The sequence below is a fragment of the Pseudooctadecabacter sp. genome (assembly GCF_965657175.1).
Taxonomy (GTDB): Bacteria; Pseudomonadota; Alphaproteobacteria; order Rhodobacterales; family Rhodobacteraceae; genus Octadecabacter.
Genome location: NZ_CBFHNH010000009.1, coordinates 122,230 through 140,361, shown reverse-complemented (window position 1 = coordinate 140,361; position 18,132 = coordinate 122,230). Strand labels below are relative to the sequence as shown.

At 62.0% G+C, this 18,132-nt stretch carries 19 protein-coding genes; 4 read left to right on the top strand and 15 right to left on the bottom strand.

What is annotated here, in order from left to right; all coding sequences use genetic code 11:
- The 12 genes from ACTG36_RS09945 to trpS form a co-directional block, all read right to left on the bottom strand.
- Positions 1–395, bottom strand: a 395-nt coding sequence (locus ACTG36_RS09945) for a BMP family ABC transporter substrate-binding protein (protein ID WP_439142158.1), incomplete at its 3' end; no start/stop codon positions are given.
- Between the two features lie 163 nt (positions 396–558).
- Complete coding sequence (locus ACTG36_RS09940) at positions 559–975, bottom strand: GNAT family N-acetyltransferase (protein WP_375280750.1); 417 nt, start codon at positions 973–975, stop codon at positions 559–561.
- The gene (gene tsaB / locus ACTG36_RS09935; RefSeq protein WP_375280751.1) at positions 972–1,556 is read right to left on the bottom strand and encodes a tRNA (adenosine(37)-N6)-threonylcarbamoyltransferase complex dimerization subunit type 1 TsaB; all 585 of its coding nucleotides are present in this window, start codon (positions 1,554–1,556) and stop codon (positions 972–974) included. The genes ACTG36_RS09940 and tsaB overlap by 4 nt, the downstream gene beginning before the upstream one ends.
- Positions 1,546–2,106 carry a NifU family protein gene (locus ACTG36_RS09930; protein ID WP_375280752.1) on the bottom strand — a complete coding sequence of 187 codons (561 nt, stop codon included), beginning with the start codon at positions 2,104–2,106 and terminating at the stop codon, positions 1,546–1,548. The genes tsaB and ACTG36_RS09930 overlap by 11 nt, the downstream gene beginning before the upstream one ends.
- Positions 2,107–2,237: 131 nt before the next feature.
- A complete protein-coding gene (locus tag ACTG36_RS09925) occupies positions 2,238–2,564 on the bottom strand; it encodes a hypothetical protein (protein ID WP_375280753.1) in 327 nt (108 codons plus the stop codon).
- A gap of 724 nt (positions 2,565–3,288) precedes the next feature.
- Complete coding sequence (locus tag ACTG36_RS09920) at positions 3,289–3,618, bottom strand: hypothetical protein (RefSeq protein WP_375280754.1); 330 nt, start codon at positions 3,616–3,618, stop codon at positions 3,289–3,291.
- A 98-nt stretch (positions 3,619–3,716) separates the two neighbouring features.
- Entirely contained in the window at positions 3,717–4,043 is a 327-nt protein-coding gene (locus ACTG36_RS09915) for a hypothetical protein (protein WP_375280755.1), read from the bottom strand.
- Between the two features lie 467 nt (positions 4,044–4,510).
- On the bottom strand, positions 4,511–4,966 hold the full coding sequence (locus ACTG36_RS09910; protein WP_375280756.1) for a universal stress protein: 456 nt from the start codon (positions 4,964–4,966) through the stop codon (positions 4,511–4,513).
- A gap of 82 nt (positions 4,967–5,048) precedes the next feature.
- Positions 5,049–6,137, bottom strand: a complete 1,089-nt coding sequence (locus tag ACTG36_RS09905) for a hypothetical protein (RefSeq protein ID WP_375280757.1) — start codon at positions 6,135–6,137, stop codon at positions 5,049–5,051.
- Positions 6,134–6,994 carry a branched-chain amino acid aminotransferase gene (locus tag ACTG36_RS09900; protein WP_375280758.1) on the bottom strand — a complete coding sequence of 287 codons (861 nt, stop codon included), beginning with the start codon at positions 6,992–6,994 and terminating at the stop codon, positions 6,134–6,136. Before ACTG36_RS09900 ends, ACTG36_RS09905 begins: the two co-directional genes overlap by 4 nt.
- A 262-nt stretch (positions 6,995–7,256) precedes the next feature.
- A complete protein-coding gene (locus tag ACTG36_RS09895) occupies positions 7,257–8,735 on the bottom strand; it encodes a cytochrome P450 (RefSeq protein WP_439142153.1) in 1,479 nt (492 codons plus the stop codon).
- 369 nt (positions 8,736–9,104) lie between these two features.
- Complete coding sequence (gene trpS, locus ACTG36_RS09890) at positions 9,105–10,124, bottom strand: tryptophan--tRNA ligase (RefSeq protein WP_375280760.1); 1,020 nt, start codon at positions 10,122–10,124, stop codon at positions 9,105–9,107.
- Between the two features lie 102 nt (positions 10,125–10,226).
- Here trpS and ACTG36_RS09885 point away from each other — a divergent pair, with 102 nt between their 5' ends.
- From ACTG36_RS09885 to ACTG36_RS09875, 3 genes are read left to right on the top strand one after another with little or no spacing between them, the layout of a single operon-like run.
- Positions 10,227–10,907 (top strand): rhomboid family intramembrane serine protease, encoded by a 681-nt coding sequence (locus ACTG36_RS09885; protein WP_375280761.1) that lies wholly within the window; start codon positions 10,227–10,229, stop codon positions 10,905–10,907.
- A 4-nt stretch (positions 10,908–10,911) separates the two neighbouring features.
- Complete coding sequence (locus ACTG36_RS09880) at positions 10,912–11,106, top strand: VOC family protein (protein WP_375280762.1); 195 nt, start codon at positions 10,912–10,914, stop codon at positions 11,104–11,106.
- Positions 11,090–11,311, top strand: coding sequence for a VOC family protein (locus ACTG36_RS09875; RefSeq protein WP_439142161.1), 222 nt, complete (start codon positions 11,090–11,092; stop codon positions 11,309–11,311). The genes ACTG36_RS09880 and ACTG36_RS09875 overlap by 17 nt, the downstream gene beginning before the upstream one ends.
- 214 nt (positions 11,312–11,525) lie before the next feature.
- Here the strand turns inward: ACTG36_RS09875 and murJ are convergent, their stop codons facing one another.
- Together murJ and ACTG36_RS09865 are read right to left on the bottom strand one after the other, a co-directional pair.
- On the bottom strand, positions 11,526–13,109 hold the full coding sequence (murJ, locus tag ACTG36_RS09870; RefSeq protein WP_375280763.1) for a murein biosynthesis integral membrane protein MurJ: 1,584 nt from the start codon (positions 13,107–13,109) through the stop codon (positions 11,526–11,528).
- Positions 13,110–13,199: 90 nt separating this feature from the next.
- Positions 13,200–14,135, bottom strand: coding sequence for a LysR family transcriptional regulator (locus ACTG36_RS09865; RefSeq protein WP_439142150.1), 936 nt, complete (start codon positions 14,133–14,135; stop codon positions 13,200–13,202).
- A 121-nt stretch (positions 14,136–14,256) separates the two neighbouring features.
- On the opposite strand from ACTG36_RS09865, the gene ACTG36_RS09860 reads away from it, so the two are divergent.
- The gene (locus tag ACTG36_RS09860) at positions 14,257–14,394 is read left to right on the top strand and encodes a hypothetical protein (RefSeq protein ID WP_375280765.1); all 138 of its coding nucleotides are present in this window, start codon (positions 14,257–14,259) and stop codon (positions 14,392–14,394) included.
- Positions 14,395–14,491: 97 nt separating this feature from the next.
- On the opposite strand, the gene ACTG36_RS09855 is transcribed toward ACTG36_RS09860, so the two are convergent.
- A complete protein-coding gene (locus ACTG36_RS09855; RefSeq protein WP_375280766.1) occupies positions 14,492–18,103 on the bottom strand; it encodes a hydantoinase B/oxoprolinase family protein in 3,612 nt (1,203 codons plus the stop codon).
- Positions 18,104–18,132: the final 29 nt, after the last annotated feature.

Here is an 18,132-nt window from a genome sequence, read left to right as displayed (position 1 = left end):
TCCTTGAAGCCCACGGCGCGGACGTTCGGCATGTCGATCCAGGACACGTCGATCACGACGAAGTCTGTGTCAGGGTAATCAGGTGCGGCTGTTTCCAGCGCAGTCGCCCAAGAGAAACCGGCCATCACGATGGGGCTGTTGCCGTCTTCCGCGAAGCGGCGGATCGCCTGCTCACGCTGTGCGTCGGATGTGATTTCGAACTCGGCAAACTCGCCGCCGTTCTCGTCGGCCCAACGCTGGGCACCGTTGTAGGCGCTTTCGTTGAAGGATTTGTCGAACTTGCCGCCAAGGTCATAGATGATGGCAGGACCAGCGGAGTGGCCGTCGGCAAAGGCAGCGCCGGCTGCCAGCGCCATCGCGGTGGATGCGCTGAGGATTTTGGTCATAAGGCTCATAAAGAGGTCTCCCGGTTTCTTGTTTCGTCGCCTGTGCGGCGCCCTGTTGATCGTTGGCGCGCCCCAAGACGGGCGGCGCGAAGGTTAGATCATGGGCAAAGTAGGCCCCGAAGAAAAGGGAAGTTCAACCGATTCTGACGAAATTTCCAGATCAACTGCCTGTTTACGCAGCGGACGTGGGGGAAAGCACAAGTTTCATGCAAACCGCAGATGACCCGTCGGCGTAGTACTGCGCGCGGGTCGCAAAGGCGGTAAACCCATGGGCCAGATAAAGCGCGGTCGCGGCGACATTGGTCTCGCTCACCTCAAGAAACACCTCCTCGATCCGCGCGGTTTTCATGGTCGTCAGCGCAGCGCCCAGCATGGCCCTTGCACGGCCTTGCCCCTGCACATCGGGATGTGTGGCAAGGGTCAGGATCTCCGCCTCGGGTCCCATGCGGCGGATGACGGCGAAGCAGCTGTCATCGCCAAAGATCGAAACGGTCACGTCCCTCAGGTAGCGGTCAAAATCAGCCGCAGGCCAGCCCCGATCCGCGCCAAAGGCAGCCGCATGGGTGCGCGCCAGACCGTCCGGTGTCATGGTAAAATAACGGGGGGCACGTCGCGCGACGGGGCCGCATCGGGGGCCTTGACGTATAGGGGGGCGGGGCGGGGCAGGTCACCGCCCGCCGTCAATCGCGCCGCCGCGATCTCGGCCATGGCGCGGATATGATTGGCGGTGCCATGGGCGCTGGACAGGGCATAGCCCTGCGCATCATTGGTCATGGCGGGCGGCTGGCCTGTGTCAAAATCCATGACGTAGGTTTGGTCCCGTGGCGCAGGCACGCCGACCCGTGTGCGGTTGGTCAGATGTTGCGTGGTGTCAAAAAGCGACACGCCCACCGCCGGTTTGCCCAACCCCAAGGCCAGCCCCCGTGCGGCGCTGACGGAAATACGGATACCGGTGAAATTGCCAGGGCCCACGCCCACAGCGATGGCATCCAGATCGGCCCATGTTTGTCCATGGGCGGCCAGAACTTCCTCCAGCATCACCATCAAACGTTCGCCCTGACCGCGCGCCATGTCTTCGACATGGGTGTGGACCGTGCCGTTCAAAAGCAAAGCGGCGGCGCAATGCGCCGCCGATGTGTCGAATGCCAAAAGGGTCACGTCAGGCCGCAACAGGGCGGACCTCAACCACTTCGGGAATGTAATGGCGCAGCAGGTTTTCGATGCCCATTTTCAACGTCAACGTGGACGACGGGCAACCGGCACAAGCGCCTTGCATGTGCAGATAGACAACGCCGCGATCAAAGCCGTGGAACGTGATGTCGCCACCGTCTTGCGCCACCGCAGGGCGCACGCGCGTGTCCAGCAGTTCCTTGATCTGATCCACGATCTGGCCGTCTTCGCCGGTGTGTTCCGCATGGCCGGACGCCGCCTGTTCACCCTCAATGACCGGCGCGCCGGATTGGTAGTGTTCCATGATCGCGCCCAGAATGGCGGGTTTGACGTGGTCCCATTCCACCGCGTCGCCCTTGGTCACGGTCACGAAATCCAGCCCGAAGAACACGCCCGTCACGCCGTCGACCGCAAAAATGCGGTTGGCCAGCGGGCTTTTCGCCGCCGCCTCAACAGATGGGAAGTCAGCGGTCCCGACCTCCAGCACGGACTGGCCGGGCAGGAATTTCAGTGTGGCGGGGTTCGGTGTGGATTCGGTCTGGATGAACATGGCGCAGAAACCTTTTTTGTCAGGATTTACATATGCGGGTGCAGACCCGCTGTGTCAAGGTTTGGAATGGTTCTAAAACGCAAACGGGCCGCCCCTTTGGGCGACCCGTCCGACAGGGAGGATGTCGGGACTTAGTTGAATTCGATCTCTTGCGTGTCGACGATCTCGCCGCCCACTTTCAGGACTGCGATGGCGTCCAGGTTAGAGCGCAGGATGTCGACGTTGGTGTTGGTGTTCGCACCGGCCATCACGGCCTCGGAGCCCAGCAACGCGCCCAGCTCACCACCGTGGAAGCTGTAGATTTCAACGACGCCATCGGCTGCAGCGCGGACGGTGCCCAGTTCAACTTGGGTGTCGCGGGACTGCTCTTCCACGAAGTTTGAGATGTAGCTTTCGGCGGATGCGAAAGAAGCGGTTGCGGCGACTGCGGCTGCGGCGAGTGTAAGTGTCTTGAACATGGTCTTTTCCTTTTCTGCCCCTCGGGGCGTTTTGATCATGCCCCGGTGTGGGGCGATGTGGTGTGCCCCGTTTGCGTCGGAGCGTTGTCTGTGATGCAGCGGGTTGCTGCGTTTCGATGAAATGAATTTGGGGGCAGACAGGCGGTTCGGAAAGGGCCTCACCGGTCACGAAAATCTGAGTGTTCTGTGACACATCCAAACCCTTGACTGTGCGTAGGGGGGTATAGGGATGGGTTCTCTCGCATTTGCGCACAGAACCGATCCTCATGTGGTGCGCGGCCTCACAGAAGGATGTTTCAACGCCTCACAAACCACGCGAAAACGCAAAACCGTGATCGGGAAATATTTCACGCGCCTCCCGCGCGGGTGAGCATTATGTCGCAGTTTTCGTTGATTTTGTTGCATTTCTCACGGGGGCGTGTGGGGTTTTCGCGGGGGTACGGCGTGAATTCAGGGGGTATGGATCATGCAACGGGCTGGCAGGGGCCTGCAGCGGGGGCAAGGGCGCGGCAATGCACAGGACCCAACAAGGCGCGCGCACCGCAGGGCGCAAGACGCACGACAGGACGCACACGCGATTGATCCATGACACAGCGCAGGGGTCTTAAAACCGCCGTAACAGCCGCGCTGTTCACCTCCTCCAGCCGCCGCGCAAACGCAAACGGGCCGCCCGAAAGGACGGCCCGCAAGACAGGGAGAAACAGGGAGGAACGAGGGGGGTGGTTTAGTTGAAATCAATCTCCTGGCTGTCAACGATCTGGCCGTCCACTTTCAGCACGGCGATGACATTGGTCAGCGGACGGCGCACGTCCACGTCAACATCAAGGTTGGCACCGGCCATGACGGCCTCGCTGCCCAGCAGAGGGCCGACCTCGCCTTTGTGGAAGCTGAAGATTTCAACCACCCCGTCAGAGGCGGCACGCACGGTGCCCAGTTCAACCTGACTGTCGCGGTTTTGTTCTTTGATGAAGTTGCTCAGATAGCTGACGTCGGCGGCGGCCACAGTGGCGGAGGCTGTCAGGGCGGCAAGGGCAATGGATAGGGTCTTAAACATGGGAGGTCCTTTCGGGGGGTATTGAATGGGGTTGGGGTGGTCGGCCCCCCTTGGGGACAGAGACCGACCGGCTTTGCGTCGGGACAGACGCGGGGGATTTAGTTGAATTCGATTTCCTGCGTGTCGACGATCTCGCCGCCCACTTTCAGGACTGCGATGGCGTCCACGTTGGAACGCAGGATGTCGACGTTGGTGTTGGTGTTCGCACCGGCCATCACGGCCTCGGACCCCAACAGCGCGCCCAGTTCACCACCGTGGAAGCTGTAGATTTCAACGACGCCATCGGCTGCGGCGCGGACGGTGCCCAGTTCAACTTGGGTGTCGCGGGACTGCTCTTCCACGAAGTTGGAGATGTAGCTTTCAGCGGATGCGAAAGAAGCGGTTGCGGCGACTGCGGCTGCGGCGAGTGTAAGTGTCTTGAACATGGTCTTTTCCTTTTCTGCCCCGTTCGGGGCGATGTGATGATGCCCCGTGGGGCGGTGTGATGTGCCCCGTTTCGTTTGGGGCGGTTTTGTGTGATGCAGCGGGTTGCTGCGTTTCGATGAGATGAAGGTGGCCCCAAATCCGGCGTTCGGGAAGGTGCAGGCCCGTCACGAAAACCGGAGCGCGCGTGACGACGACGCGCGCCCAAAACGGTCAAATCGGGCAAAACAGCGGTTTGGTATACATTTGCGCACAGAACAGCGCAGGGTCCTGTGCAAGACGTCACAGAACTCTGTTACAGCCGATCACGCGGCGCGCGCGCAGAAAATTTCTACACGCCGCAATGTTTCAGGCGGCTCCCCCGCCGGTGAACAATATGTCTTTGTTTTCAGGAGTTTTGTCACAAACCACACGGCCCCGTGCGCCAAATGCGGGGGTGGTGGGCAGAAGCAATCGGGGGTGAGGGGCGTTAGGTGATCGCCTCAAGCCGCTCCTTGGACATATCGCCCGGAACGATGGTGATCGGGATCGACATGTCGCCTGCAGCCTTGGTGAGCTGTGTGACCAGCGGGCCGGGGCCCTTTTTGTCGGTGCCTGCGCCGAGGACCAGAACACCCACCTCTGGGTCGTCTTCGATCTGGGCCATGATCTCGGTCACGGGGACGCCCTCGCGGATTACCAGTTCGGGATCGACGTTCTGTTTGTCGCGCATCCATTTGGCGTAGACCTCGAAATGGACCTCGATGCGTTCGCGGGCTTCGGCGCGCATGATGTCGGCCACGCCGATCCAGTGGTTGAATTCATCAGGGGGGATGATCGACAACACCTCAACCCCGCCGCCGGTCTTGGCGGCGCGCATGGCGGCGAACCGCATCGCATTCAGGCATTCGCGGCTGTCATCTAAGATAACGAGGAACTTGCGCATGTGTCTTTCCACTCCCAATCGGCGGTTAGTTTGGCCCAACGCCGAAGGGCAAGCAATGACCAAGTGGCGGGGGCGGCGCAACCTATATCTGCGTGCCCCTGTTCTGCGCACGACGTCTGCGGCCCAGATGACGCCGCGCCCCGCGCAAGCAGACGGTGCAGGTGTGTTGGCCTGCAAAGACCAGCAGTTGCAGCGCCAGTAGGTATAGGGCGGCGATGGCGGCGATGGCCAGATTGCTCAGCCGTGCGGTGGCGCGCATCACGCGGGTTTTGCCCAGAACCTCAAACGCGCCGCGCGTGCGCGGCCCCATCGCGGTGCTGACCCGTGCCAGACGGGCCGCGTCGCCTGCGCTGTCCACATGGCGCATCAGCCCTACGGCTTGGGCCACCGATGTCTGCTGGGCCACCTGCCGCAAGGACCCGCCGATCTGGCCCAATTCCCCTAACTTGGCACTGTCGATCAGGGCCGAGGGCGGGACGCGTCCCAGATCGCCCAGCCTGTCCCAGCGCACCGCGTCACCAATCAGCGTGGTCAACCGCGCGGCCAAGGCGGGTGTCAGCGTGCCCAGACGTCGCGCCATTCGCAACAGCGCAGCCCCCGCCTTGATCGTGTAGGAACTGCCCCCCGACACCAGCACTGCCCCCGTGGCCCCCAGCCCGACCAGCCCCAGCCCCAGATCGAGCCGGTCCACATCCTGCCCGCCTGCATAAGCCACGCCCGCACGGCGCAACGCGTTCACATCCCCCGCCGGTGTCAATTCAAACGGGATCGCGCAGACGCCCAGCTGTGCCAGCGTTTCGCAGGCGGTGATGTCCACCGCACAGGCCCCACAGGCCGAAGTGCGCGCCAAAAGGCCGGACCGCGCTGCATCCAGTGCGGCGATATCTTCAACCAAAGGACGGGGCAGGACCACGCCGTGGTCATTGGCAAGCCCCAGCAGAAGGTCCAACCGGATCAGATCCTCCGCCAGCAGGGCCTCTTGCACACGGGGCAACAGCCACGCCAGCGTCACGCGCGCGGCCATAGCGCGGGTCAGCGCGGCCTCAATCTGGGCGGCACTGCGCTGTACCATGGGGGCTGTAAAGGGCGACTGCAGCCCGATCCAGATCGCGGCCACCAGCGTCAGCCCGAAGGGCAGCAGCCGCAGCGCCAGATCAAGGGCGCGCCTCATGCGGACCGTTTGGCCCACTCCCAATACAGATCCCGCGCGCGGCGGGTGATGGGGCCCACTTGATAATGGACATCATCAAAGGCCACGACCGGCGTCACCTTGGACATGTTGCCGCTCAGAAACATCTCATCGGCGGCACGGGCATCATCCAAGGTCAGCACGGTTTCATGCACGGTGACCCCATCGGCGCGCAGGTTGGCGATGTGACGCGCGCGGGTGATACCGGCCAGAAAGGTGCCGTTGGGCACAGGCGTGAACACCTCCCCGTCTTTGACCAGAAACACATTGGCCGTCGCACTTTCGGCCAGATTGCCCATGGCATCACAGGCCAGCGCGTTGCCGAACCCCTTGGCACGGGCCTCGGCCAGCATCCGTGCGTTGTTGGGATACAGACAGGCAGCCTTGGCGTTGCACACGGCGTCCTCCATCACGGGACGGCGAAAACGGGTGGTGGTGACGGTGGTGGTAGCCTCTGGCGGGGCCATGGGGATTTCTTCAAGGCAAATTGCAAAGCCCGCCGCGTCCTCCCCCGGCACGATCGCGGAATAGCCCGTGTCGCGGCCCCAATACATGGGCCGTATATAAACCGCCGCATCACCGTAGGGTTTCAACCCCTCATGAATGATCGCGACCATATCGTCTGCGCTGACCCACGGCGTCAGCATCAGCGCCTCGGCTGATCTGTTCACCCGCGCGCAGTGCTTGTCCAGATCGGGCACCAGCCCGCCCACAGACCGCGCCCCGTCAAAAACGCCCGACCCCAGCCACATCCCGTGATCCGCCGCCCGCATCAAGGGCAGATCACCGTCATGCCACGCGCCCTCGAAATAGGTGCGCACGTTGATACCAGTCGCCATGAAAACCTCCGCCCGTTTGCCCAAACCAAATCGGTCCGGACCCTGTCAGCCCAAACCCTAACAGCCCCGCGCCGCCGGTCCAGCACCACGGGCAAAAAAACGCCCAAAGCCTACGGGAGGGGCTTTGGGCGGGTTCAAAAACAGCAGGGACATGCTGCATCATGATGATGCGCTGGGCGAGGGGTCTTGCATCCCCCGTTTGGCCCAAGCGCCGTGACCGGAAGGGACACCCGATCGCGGCCTGTCTACCAGCGATTCCGTTTCAGTTTTGTGACGACCGGGTTTGCGACACCTTGGGGCGCACATCCAATTTCATCCCCCCCTGAGGCCGCAAGGTGATCCGCGCACGGGGATAGGGCCGGAACGCCGTGGGCGCCAGCGTGACGCGGTCAAGCACACCGGCCAGAATCGCGACCGCCTCCATCATGGCAAATTTCCACCCGATGCAGACCCGCGTGCCCGCCGAAAACGGCACATATTGGAACCTGTGGCGCGCGGCGACCTGATCGGGGCTGAACCGCAGCGGGTCGAACCTCTCTGGCTGGTCCCACAGCTTGGCATGACGTTGCATGGGGTAGATCGCCAGCACCACAACATCGCCGGCCTTCACCTCAAGATCACCGATGGTGACATCCTCAAGCGCCACGCGGTCCAGCGCAGGCGCGGGGGGATAAAGGCGCATGGCCTCTTGGACGACCATGGTGTGCAGATCAAGTGCCTCGATGTGATCGGGCGTCAGCGGGCCGTCGCCCACAACCGCCGCCCGTTCGGCGGCCAGCCTGTCCTGCCAGTCTGGGTGGTTGGCCAACAGATACAACGTCCACGACAGCGCAATTGACGTGGTCTCATGGCCCGCGCCGATAAAGGTCACCACATTGTCGCGGATTTGCGCGTCGCTCAGCCCTTCACCGGTGTCGGGGTGCCGCGCGGCCATCAGCAGCGCCAGCAAATCCTGCGCCTCTTTGCCGGACAACCGCCGCCCTGCCATGACCTTAGCCGCGGTGTCCTGCATCCACGCCACCGCTTCCTTGCCTGCCTTGCCCCAAGGCCGTGGCATCCGCCGCGTCGATTGAAAAAAGTCGAGGACATCAACCTTACCCAGAGTGTTCAGCAACACCTCTACCACCCGCGACATTTCCGCAAAATCAAGCTGGTCTTCGTCGCCGGACAACAAGGTGCCCCCGATGACTTTAAGCGTGGCATTGGCCATGACCGGCATCACATCCAGCTCACCGCTGTGTGCCGCCAGCGCGGCCCCCGCCTCAGCCCCCGCGTCGATCATCAAAGGGGCCAGCGTCAGCAGGGTCTTGTGACGAAAGATGGGGGAGGTCGCGCGGCGCTGCGTGCGCCACTCCTCCTCTTGGGCCGTCAGCAACCCGTGGCCCGTGGCCCGTTCCAACACGACCTGTTCCAGATCGGATTTGGGGAAAATATCGAAATGCGTCTGAAAGACCGCCTTCATGATATCGGGATCGGTGGTCGTGTGCACCCGCTGGCCAAGGATTTTGGTCGATGTGGTGTGTTCGCGGTACAAAAAGTCCGGCCACATCTCGATCGGATTGCGGATGGCCGCCTTCAGGATAGTAAAGGTCGATGCATCTTCCGCGATGGGTGTGGCAGTCACCGGTACAAAGTCAGTCATGTCGTGCCCCCCCTCATAGGCGCCTCCACCATGGACCGCGCCACGCACAAAGACCAGCCGTTGCACCCCCAGCGCACGGCGCGCCAACCTTTCGTTCATCCAGCACCGCCATAGTCACACATGGTTAACCCGCAGGCTTTCACCCTGCGCCATGGACATCGACAGGCCGCCGGTCCCTCAGACCACCCCCGTGCAGAACGCATAAATCGGGTGCAGGGACAGGTCGCAGCGCATCAGACCTTGAGGGGCTTGCCCCTCACGGCTCCGCCTTTCCTCTACGGGAAAGATCGCCTCTCACCCTACAAACCCAGCATGAAGAGAGCCCCGGCCTTTCCCATAGGCGCGGGGGCAATCGTCGTGCCAAAACGCGCCCCTCGCAAAGATGCGCGCCGCCCCCCTTCATCTGGCCCAAAAAACTCCCCCCGGAGGGTCGGCCTGCGATCAGACCGCACCCCCATTGGGGCAAGCTTAGGACCGCAAAAGGCCTACGATGTCATAGGTCTTCGCAAGCACCGGCGCCGCAATCGCGCGCGCCTTGTCGGCCCCTTTGGCCAGCTTCCGGTCAATCTCGGCCGGATCATCCATCAGACGTTTCATTTCATCTGAAATCGGGGCGAGCTTCGCCACGGCCAAATCCGCCAACGCAGGCTTGAACCTGCCCCAACCGGCGCCCGCGTATTCCGCAACCACCTCGGCAGGGGTCATGTCGGACAGGCCGGAATAGATATCGACAAGGTTCTTGGCCTCGGGCCGTCCGGCCAACCCGTCCAGATCCATAGGGATGCCGTCAGGGTCCGTCTTGGCCTTCTTGAACTTCTTGGCGATGGTGTCCGCATCATCAAGCATGTTGATCCGTTCCATATCGCTTTCACCGGATTTGGACATCTTCTTGGTCCCGTCGCGCAGGTTCATCACGCGGGTGCCGGGGCCTTCGATCACGGGTTCGGTCACTGGAAAGAAATCCACGCCAAAGTCATTGTTGAACTTGTTGGCAATGTCGCGCGTCAGCTCAACGTGCTGCTTCTGATCCTCGCCCACGGGCACATGGGTCGCGTGGTAAATCAGAATGTCGGCGGCCATCAGCGACGGATAGGCATAAAGCCCCAGCGACGCTTTCTCGGCGTTCTTGCCGGCCTTGTCCTTGAACTGAGTCATCCGGTTCATCCAGCCCACACGGGCGACGCAGTTGAAAATCCACGCCAGTTCCGCATGTTCCTTGACCTGGGACTGGTTGAACAGGATCGAATGGTCCGGATCAATGCCCGCCGCCAGCAAACCGGCGGCGATCTCACGGGTGCCCGCCTTGAGCCCCTTGGGGTCCTGCCAGACGGTGATCGCATGCAGATCAACGGCGCAATAGATCGTCTCCATATCGGGGCTTTGCATGTCCACCCAACGTTTGATCGCGCCCAGATAATTGCCCAGCGTCAGACCGCCGGACGGTTTGATGCCGGAAAAGACGCGCGGGGTGAAAGGGCTGTCGGACATGGGAACGGCTCCAAGCTCTGGATTTCAGGGTCACGCTGGCTTACCCATGCCCTTATGCCCCGTCAACCGCGGCCAGCCTATCCATTGATCGGACCAGACCCCATGCAAGACCAAAGCCCCTTCAACACAATTCCGCCCGTGCCACTGGTGCTGGTGCTGATCATGGCGGGGATCGAACTGACGCTGTCTGCGGCGGCCAATGGCTATGTGGGCGGCGCACAAGGCGTGGGCTGGCGCGCACAGGCGTTTCAGGATTACGCCTTTGCGCCTGCCGTGCTGGACCAGATCACCACGCGGGGACAATACGACATCAGTCTGTTCCGCCGCTTCGTTACCTACACCTTTATCCACGTCAATTTCACCCACGCGCTGTGGGGCATCGTGTTGCTGCTGGCGCTCGGCAAATTCGTGGGCGAGAAATTCAGCCCGCTGAGTTTCACCCTCCTCTTTACAGCCTCCACCATCGGCGGCGCGTTGGTCTACGGGCTGCTGTCATGGCAAAACGCGGCACTGGTCGGGGCCTATCCGGGCGTCTACGGGCTGATCGGGGCCTATACCTATATCATGTGGCTGGCGCTGGAGAGGCTGGGCGACAACCAGTTCAAAGCCTTTCAACTGATCGGCATCCTGTTGGGGCTGATGTTGGTCTATTCCATGATCTTCGGATCAAGCCCCACTTGGATCGCGGAGGTCGCGGGTTTTGTCATCGGCCTCGCAATCTCCCCCCTGTTGGCGCCGGGTGGTTGGCAGGCGTTCCTCACACGTCTGCGGCAAAGGACTTAAGAACATGGCCCAGACCATCGGCATGAACCACCTCGGCCTCACAGTGCGTGACCTGACCCAAACCACCGCGTTCTTTCGCGACGTGCTGGGCTGGGGTGTCATCGCGACCGATCCGGATTACCCCCGCAGCACCGTGACCGACGGCCACCTGCGCCCGACGCTCTGGCAGGTGCAAACCGACGATCCCGCCCCCCTTTGATCGCAAAACGGCACTTGGCCTGCACCACCTTGCGCTTGAAGTCGCGGATGAGGCGACCCTGACGGGCCTTGCCCGAACCCTCGCGGACACGGCGGGCGTTGAGATCGAATTTGCGCCCGAACCCATGGGCCAAGGCCCGCGTCAGCACAGGATGTTCGCAGAACCCGGCGGCCTGCGGATCGAACTGCTCTGGGCTGGGGCGTGACGCGCTTTTGCCTGTGAGGTTTTTTTGAAGGGACACCAAGACGGCTCTGGGCTCCGCCCGTTTTCGGCTGAAAACCTCCCCCAGAGGTTTTCCTGGACAGCCCTGGGCTCCGCCCGTTCTCGCCTGAAAACCTCCCCCAGAGGTTTTCCCAGACGGCTCGAACACTCTCTGGTTCTAAAATACCTCCGCCGGAGGCGCTAAAATTCGCAGAATTTTAGCTGCTGCGCTTCATCGCGGCTTTGAACTCCGCCAGACGGAAGGCGCCCAGCAGTTGGCCCAATCCGAAATACCCGACGATGCCCACGGCCACCACAAAGGCCAGCGCGCCGTAGCGCACCCCAACCATGCCAAGGCCCGGCCCCACCAGCAACACTGCCAGCATCAACAGCCCGCCCATCAACACAGACGCAAAGACGATCCGCCAAAACCGGTACTTGAACCGCGCATCAAACGTTGCGGCCTCACCCATGGACCGGCTGCCGCGCCACAGCTGCCAGACCATGACCCATCCGGCGATGGTCGTGGCCAGGGCCGCCGCGATGTAGCCGATATAAATCGACAGCCCCACCGCCACGATCGCATTCACGACCATGGCCACCACCGCATAGCCAAAGGGCCGCCGTGTGTCTTCGCGGGCGAAATACAGCGGCTGCAACGCCTTTTGCAGCACGAAGGCCGGCAGGCCCAAACCATAGACCGTCACCGCCAACGCGGTGGCGGCTGTGTCGTCGCTGTTGAACGATCCGCGTTCGAACAGGACGCTCACCAGCGGCAGGGGGATCACGATCAGGGCGACGGCGGCGGGGATCGTCAGCGCCAGTGACAATTCACACGCACGGTTGAACGCCTGCCGACCGCCCGCCTCATCCCCGCTGCGCAGTTTGCGCGACAGATCGGGCAGCAGCACGACACCGATGGCGATGCCAACCACGCCCAAAGGCAGTTGATAGAGACGGTCCGCATAGGACAACCACGCCACCGCTCCGTCGAAATAGCTGGCGACCTGACGGCCCACCAAAAGGTTCACCTGAACGACGCCGCCCGCCAATGCAGCAGGGCCTGCGATGATGAACAGCTTTTTCAAATCCGGCGTCCAGCGGGGCCAGCGTAGGGTCATGGCAAAGCCTGCCCGCCGCGCGGCCCACCAGACCAGCGCCAGTTGCGCGATCCCGCCCACGGGCACGGCCAAGGCCAGCGCCCAGCCGATGTGCCAATCGCGCGGGGTGGGCAGGCCGCCGGTGGCATAGTCGGGCTGATACCGCGCAGCGATCAGCATCACGATGACGAAAATCACGTTGAGCAACACAGGTGCTGCCGCCGCCGCCACAAACCGCCCCGCCGCATTCAGAACGCCCGACAACAACGCCGCCAGCGAAATGAACAGGATATAGGGAAAGGCGATCCGCCCGTATCCCACCGCCAGATCGAACCGTTCATCGCCGCGAAACCCTGACGCCATGGCGGTCACGAGCCACGGCATGGCCAGCACCGCGATCACCGAAAAGACGGACAGGACCACGGCCATAAACATGAAGGCATCTTGGGCAAATGTCTGTGCGTCCTCATCGCCCTCCAACTTTTTGGAAAACATCGGCACGAAGGCCATGTTGAACGCGCCTTCGGCAAAGAACCGGCGGAACATATTCGGCAGCGAAAAGGCGATCAGAAAGGCCTGCGCCGCAGGCCCCGTGCCCAGATAGCCCGCGATCATGATGTCGCGCGCAAAGCCGAACACACGGCTCAGCAATGTCCAGACCCCAACGGTCAGAAAGCCGGACATCAATCGGATGGGTTTCATGGGCGGGGCCTGATCTGCTGCGTTGTCCTCTGTCTAGGCCGGGGCGGGGCGAAAAACCATTGCGAAGTTGCGCAGGGGGCGTGCAGGCCCCTAGTCCAGCCGCGCATCGCCCAGCGTGTCCAGATGGTCGCCATGGGTGATCTCAAGCAGTTGATCCATCACGGCCTCGCCCTCTTGATCGGCCAGATGGGCGGCAGCCGACAGCTCCGCCTCGGCCTGTGTGCGCAGGTCAGGGTCCAGATCCTCGCGCCAGACAACCCAGACCGGATAGGGGAAGGGCGGCGCATCGGGGACCAGATGCATCCGCCCTGCGTCGATGTACCGTTTGACGTATCGCGCGGGCAAATAGGCCGCCGCCTGGCGGTTGATCACGTAATCGGCCACCATGGCACCCAGCGAAAAGCTGAGGCCGGGATTGGTCAGATGAGGCAGGGCGCGGGCGTGGGCGGTCACGAATTCCGGCCCCCAATCGACGAAAACGTAATTGTCGCCCAATGTGTCCATGGTCACCCCGGGGATCGACGACACGAGGACGAGTTCTTCTTCAAGAAATTTGCGCGCCTCAAGTCCGGGGCGCAGTTGTGGCATATACAGCAGGCCCACTTGCATTACGCCTTCGATCAGGAACCGTGTCAGGCGGTCGGGCATCCCCAGTTCGGCGCGGATGTTCAGATCGGGCATCGCGGCTTGCAACCTGTCGATCCAGCGAAACCCAAGACGCGGCCAAAGGGAATATTGCGCGCCGATGGTGAGCGAGCGGGTGAAGCCTTCGGGGATGGCGACCTGTTGGCGGGCCTCCTCCCAAACGCGCAGGATCGACAGGGCGTAGCGTTCAAATTCGCGGCCAGCGGGCGTGAGTTCCGCGCCCGCGCGCGAGCGTGTGAAGAGCGGCTTGCCAAGGCTGTCCTCCAGTCGCTGCACCCGCAGCGACACGGCCGATTGCGTCACAAACAGCCGGTCGGCGGCATTGGCGAAAGACCCAGTGGAGGCCACTTCGAGGAAGGTTTTCAGCAGGGCGATGTCCATAGGCAGATACATAAGGAAAAATCAGGTGAAACACAATTATTTTGAATTTCACTTATAGATCATTCGCGCGTAAATCTTGCCTATCGGCCCACGGTGGGTCGGATTAGACGGAGACATTACGATGAAAAAGACCATGATCAAAACGACGTTCATTGCCCTGGCCCTTGCAACCCTGACGGCCTGCGGGACCGCGCAAGGTGTGGCAAGTGACGCATGGGGTGCAACGAAGTTCGTGGCCCGCACTGTCGCCGGCGAATAACCCGCCCCACCGCTGTCCTGACTGCCTAAACTTCACCGGCGCGATGTCCCTCGCGCCGGTTTTTTCGTGGCTCTGCGAACGTGGCAGACAAAGTGCATCAGGGTTTGCGCGGCGCGGGCCGTCCGTAGCCGCCCCCACCGGGGGATTTGAGCACGAAGACATCACCTGCCTTCATCTGCGCCACATCGTTGCCCTGCATCGGTTCAACCGTCCCGTCTGAGCGGACAACGGCGTTTTCACCGACAGCCCCCGGCGCGCCGCCTGCCGCCCCGTGAGGGGCGGTTTTGCGATGCGACGTCAGCGTGGTCACGGTCATCGGTTCATTGAACCGCAGCTTGCGCACGATCCCGTCGCCGCCCGTGAAGGCCCCCGCGCCGCCAGATCCGCGCCGGATGGAGAATTCTTCGACCTGCACGGGGAACCGCGTTTCCAGCACCTCCGGATCGGTCATGCGGGTGTTGGTCATGTGGCTGTGCACTGCACTTGCCCCATCAAACCCGTCGCCCGCACCGGTACCGCCGCAGATGGTTTCGTAGTTCTGGTAGGTTTCGTTGCCGTAGACGAAATTGTTCATCGTCCCTTGGCTGCCCGCGATCACGCCAAGCGCGCCGTACAGCGTGTCGGCAATGGCCTGTGACACTTCGGTGTTGCCGGAAATCACCGCTGCTGGCGCGTCGGGATGGATCATCGATCCTTTGGGCACGGTCAGATGCAGGGGTTTCATGCAGCCTTCGTTCATCGGGATGTTCGACCCCACCAGCGTCCGGAAGACATAAAGAACCACGGCGCGACAAATGGACAGCGGCGCGTTGTAGTTCAGATCATCCTGCGGTGAGGTGCCGGTAAAGTCGATCTCCGCGGACCGCGCGGCTTTGTCGACGGTGATCTTCACCTTGATCTCGGCCCCACTGTCGAGCGGATAGGTGAAGGCGCAATCGTGCAGAACATCCAGCACGCGGCGCACGCTTTCTTCGGCGTTGTCTTGCACGTGGCCCATGTAGGCGTGGACCACATCAAGGCCGAACTGGCGGGTGATCTTTTGGAGTTCACGTTCGCCCGTCGCATTGGCGGCGATCTGTGCAGACAGATCGGCCATGTTTTGATCGACATTGCGGCAAGGATATTTGGCCGAAGACAGCAGGTCACGCGTTTGCGCGTCTTGCAGCACGCCTTGTTTGACCAGCAAGAAGTTGTCGATCAACACGCCTTCTTCGTCGATATGGCGGCTGTCGGGCGGGGCTGACCCTGGCGTCGTGCCACCGATATCCGCGTGGTGCCCGCGTGATGCGACGGTGTAGATGATGGTCTCACCCGCGTCGTCAAAGACAGGCGTGATCACCGTCACATCCGGCAAATGGGTGCCGCCATTGAACGGGTTGTTCATCATAAACACGTCACCGGGGCGGATTTTGCCAGCGTTTTGGGACAGGATCGACCGGACGGAGCCGGACATGGACCCAAGGTGCACCGGCACATGGGGCGCATTGGCGACCAGATCCCCGTTGTGATCGAAGATCGCGCAGGAAAAATCGAGCCGTTCCTTGATGTTCACCGAATAGGCGGTGTTCGCCAGCGTTGCCCCCATCTGTTCGGCGATGGACATATAGAGGTTGTTGAACACTTCAAGCATGACCGGATCGACGGAGGTGCCGATCGCTTCGGCCCGTTGCAGCGGCACGACGCGGCGCAGCACGAGGTTGCCACCTTTGACACATTCGGCCTGCCATCCGGCTTCTACGATATTGGTGCCGGTGGGTTCGGTCAGGATCGCGGGGCCTGACACCGTGTCGCCTGTGGCCATGGTCGTGCGGTCAACCAGCGGGACATCCAACCATGCGCCGCCCGAATACATCTGTGCGGTTTGGGCCGCGGCATCGACGCGGATGCTGTCGGGCAGAGTCACGGCCTCACCGGTGGCGCCCACGGCCTCGGCTGTCAGCAGGTCGATGATCAGCTCTGCGTTTTCGGGTACGAACCCAAAGCGGGTTTTGTGGGCGGCGTTGAAATCTTCGGTCATCTGGGCGGCGGGGCCGAAGGGGACATCCAGCGTCTGATGGGCACCATCGGTGCGGATATGGGCGGAGGTGATGATTATGATATCGGCGTCCTCAATCCCTTGGGCGCGCACGTCGTTTTGGGCGGCGACCACCAGATCATCCAGCGCGGTTTGTGCGGCATCCGTGTCGTTGATCGACCCCGCGAACTGGTGTTCGTGGATGGAGCGCACATCGGCCAGACCCATGCCAAAGGCCGACAACACGCCCGCAAAGGGGTGGATGAAAATGCTTTCCATCCCAAGGGTATCCGCCACAAGGCAGGCGTGCTGGCCGCCTGCGCCGCCAAAGCAGTTCATCGTGTATTTGGTCACGTCATAGCCGCGTTGAACGCTGATTTTCTTGATCGCGTTGGCCATGTTTTCTACGGCGATCCGCAGGAACCCTTCGGCGATGTCTTCGACGGTCTTGTCGGTCCCGATCTCGGCCTTGAGATCGTTGAATTTGGCGCGGACCACATCGGCGTCCAGCGGCTGATCCGCATTGGGGCCAAAGACCGACGGGAATTGGCTGGGTTGCAGTTTGCCCAGAAGGACGTTGCAATCGGTCACCGTCAACGGCCCGCCACGGCGATAGGCGGCGGGGCCGGGGTTTGCACCCGCACTTTCGGGCCCCACCTGCATGCGCCCGTCGCGGTAGGACAGGATCGACCCGCCGCCTGCCGCCACGGTGTGAATGGACATCATCGGCGCGCGCATGCGCACGCCTGCGACTTCGGTTTCGAACGACCGTTCGAATTCGCCCGCGTAGTGGCACACATCGGTGGAGGTGCCGCCCATGTCAAATCCCACGAGCCGGTCAAACCCCAGATCAGCCGCCGTGCGAACCATGCCGACCACGCCACCGGCAGGGCCGGACAGGATCGCGTCCTTGCCTTGAAAACGGTCCGCGTCGGTCAGACCGCCATTGGATTGCATGAACATCAGGCTGTCACAGCCGCCTGATTTCGCGTTCAGGGCCGAGGCGACCTGATCAATGTAGCGGCGCAGGATGGGCGACAGATAAGCATCCACCACCGCCGTATCCCCGCGTGAGACCAGTTTGATCAGGGGGCTTGCCTCATGGCTGAGCGACACTTGGGTAAAGCCGGTCTGACGGGCCATGTCGCCCAACCGGTCTTCATGATCGGTGAATTTATAGCCGTGCATCAGGGCAATCGCGACAGACCTGTAGCCGTCGCCGTACGCCCGCGACAGGGCTTCGCGGGCTTTGGTGCAGTCCAGTGGGGACAGGATAGTGCCATCAGCGGCCACGCGTTCGTCGATCTCAATCACGTCTTCATAAAGAAGCTCGGGCAGTTGGATGTTCAGGGCAAAAAGGTCGGGGCGGTTTTGATAGCCGATGCGCAGCAGGTCACGCAGGCCTTTTGTGATCAACAAAACCGTGCGTTCGCCCTTGCGTTCCAGCAGGGCGTTCGTGGCCACGGTCGTGCCCATCTTGACGGCGGCAATCTGACCGGATGCGATGTCGGCCTTTGGATCAACGCCCAGAAGGGTTTTGATCCCGTAGACGGCGGCATCTGGGTAGACCTCAGGGTTTTCGGACAACAGTTTGTGTGTCTTGAGCGCCCCGTCCGGTGTGCGTGCGACGATATCCGTGAAGGTGCCCCCACGATCGACCCAAAACTGCCACTTCCCTGTCTGAGCGTGATCCACTTCAACCTCCAAGAATCAATTTATTGTTG

Coding starts and splice junctions, on each gene's coding strand:
- ACTG36_RS09940 (WP_375280750.1), bottom strand. CDS start 975: ATGACACCGGACGGTCTGGCGCGCACCCATGCGGCTGCCTTTGGCGCG.
- ACTG36_RS09930 (WP_375280752.1), bottom strand. CDS start 2,106: ATGTTCATCCAGACCGAATCCACACCGAACCCCGCCACACTGAAATTC.
- ACTG36_RS09925 (WP_375280753.1), bottom strand. CDS start 2,564: ATGTTCAAGACACTTACACTCGCCGCAGCCGCAGTCGCCGCAACCGCT.
- ACTG36_RS09920 (WP_375280754.1), bottom strand. CDS start 3,618: ATGTTTAAGACCCTATCCATTGCCCTTGCCGCCCTGACAGCCTCCGCC.
- ACTG36_RS09915 (WP_375280755.1), bottom strand. CDS start 4,043: ATGTTCAAGACACTTACACTCGCCGCAGCCGCAGTCGCCGCAACCGCT.
- ACTG36_RS09910 (WP_375280756.1), bottom strand. CDS start 4,966: ATGCGCAAGTTCCTCGTTATCTTAGATGACAGCCGCGAATGCCTGAAT.
- ACTG36_RS09905 (WP_375280757.1), bottom strand. CDS start 6,137: ATGAGGCGCGCCCTTGATCTGGCGCTGCGGCTGCTGCCCTTCGGGCTG.
- ACTG36_RS09900 (WP_375280758.1), bottom strand. CDS start 6,994: ATGGCGACTGGTATCAACGTGCGCACCTATTTCGAGGGCGCGTGGCAT.
- ACTG36_RS09895 (WP_439142153.1), bottom strand. CDS start 8,735: ATGAACGAAAGGTTGGCGCGCCGTGCGCTGGGGGTGCAACGGCTGGTC.
- trpS (WP_375280760.1), bottom strand. CDS start 10,124: ATGTCCGACAGCCCTTTCACCCCGCGCGTCTTTTCCGGCATCAAACCG.
- ACTG36_RS09885 (WP_375280761.1), top strand. CDS start 10,227: ATGCAAGACCAAAGCCCCTTCAACACAATTCCGCCCGTGCCACTGGTG.
- ACTG36_RS09880 (WP_375280762.1), top strand. CDS start 10,912: ATGGCCCAGACCATCGGCATGAACCACCTCGGCCTCACAGTGCGTGAC.
- murJ (WP_375280763.1), bottom strand. CDS start 13,109: ATGAAACCCATCCGATTGATGTCCGGCTTTCTGACCGTTGGGGTCTGG.
- ACTG36_RS09865 (WP_439142150.1), bottom strand. CDS start 14,135: ATGGACATCGCCCTGCTGAAAACCTTCCTCGAAGTGGCCTCCACTGGG.
- ACTG36_RS09860 (WP_375280765.1), top strand. CDS start 14,257: ATGAAAAAGACCATGATCAAAACGACGTTCATTGCCCTGGCCCTTGCA.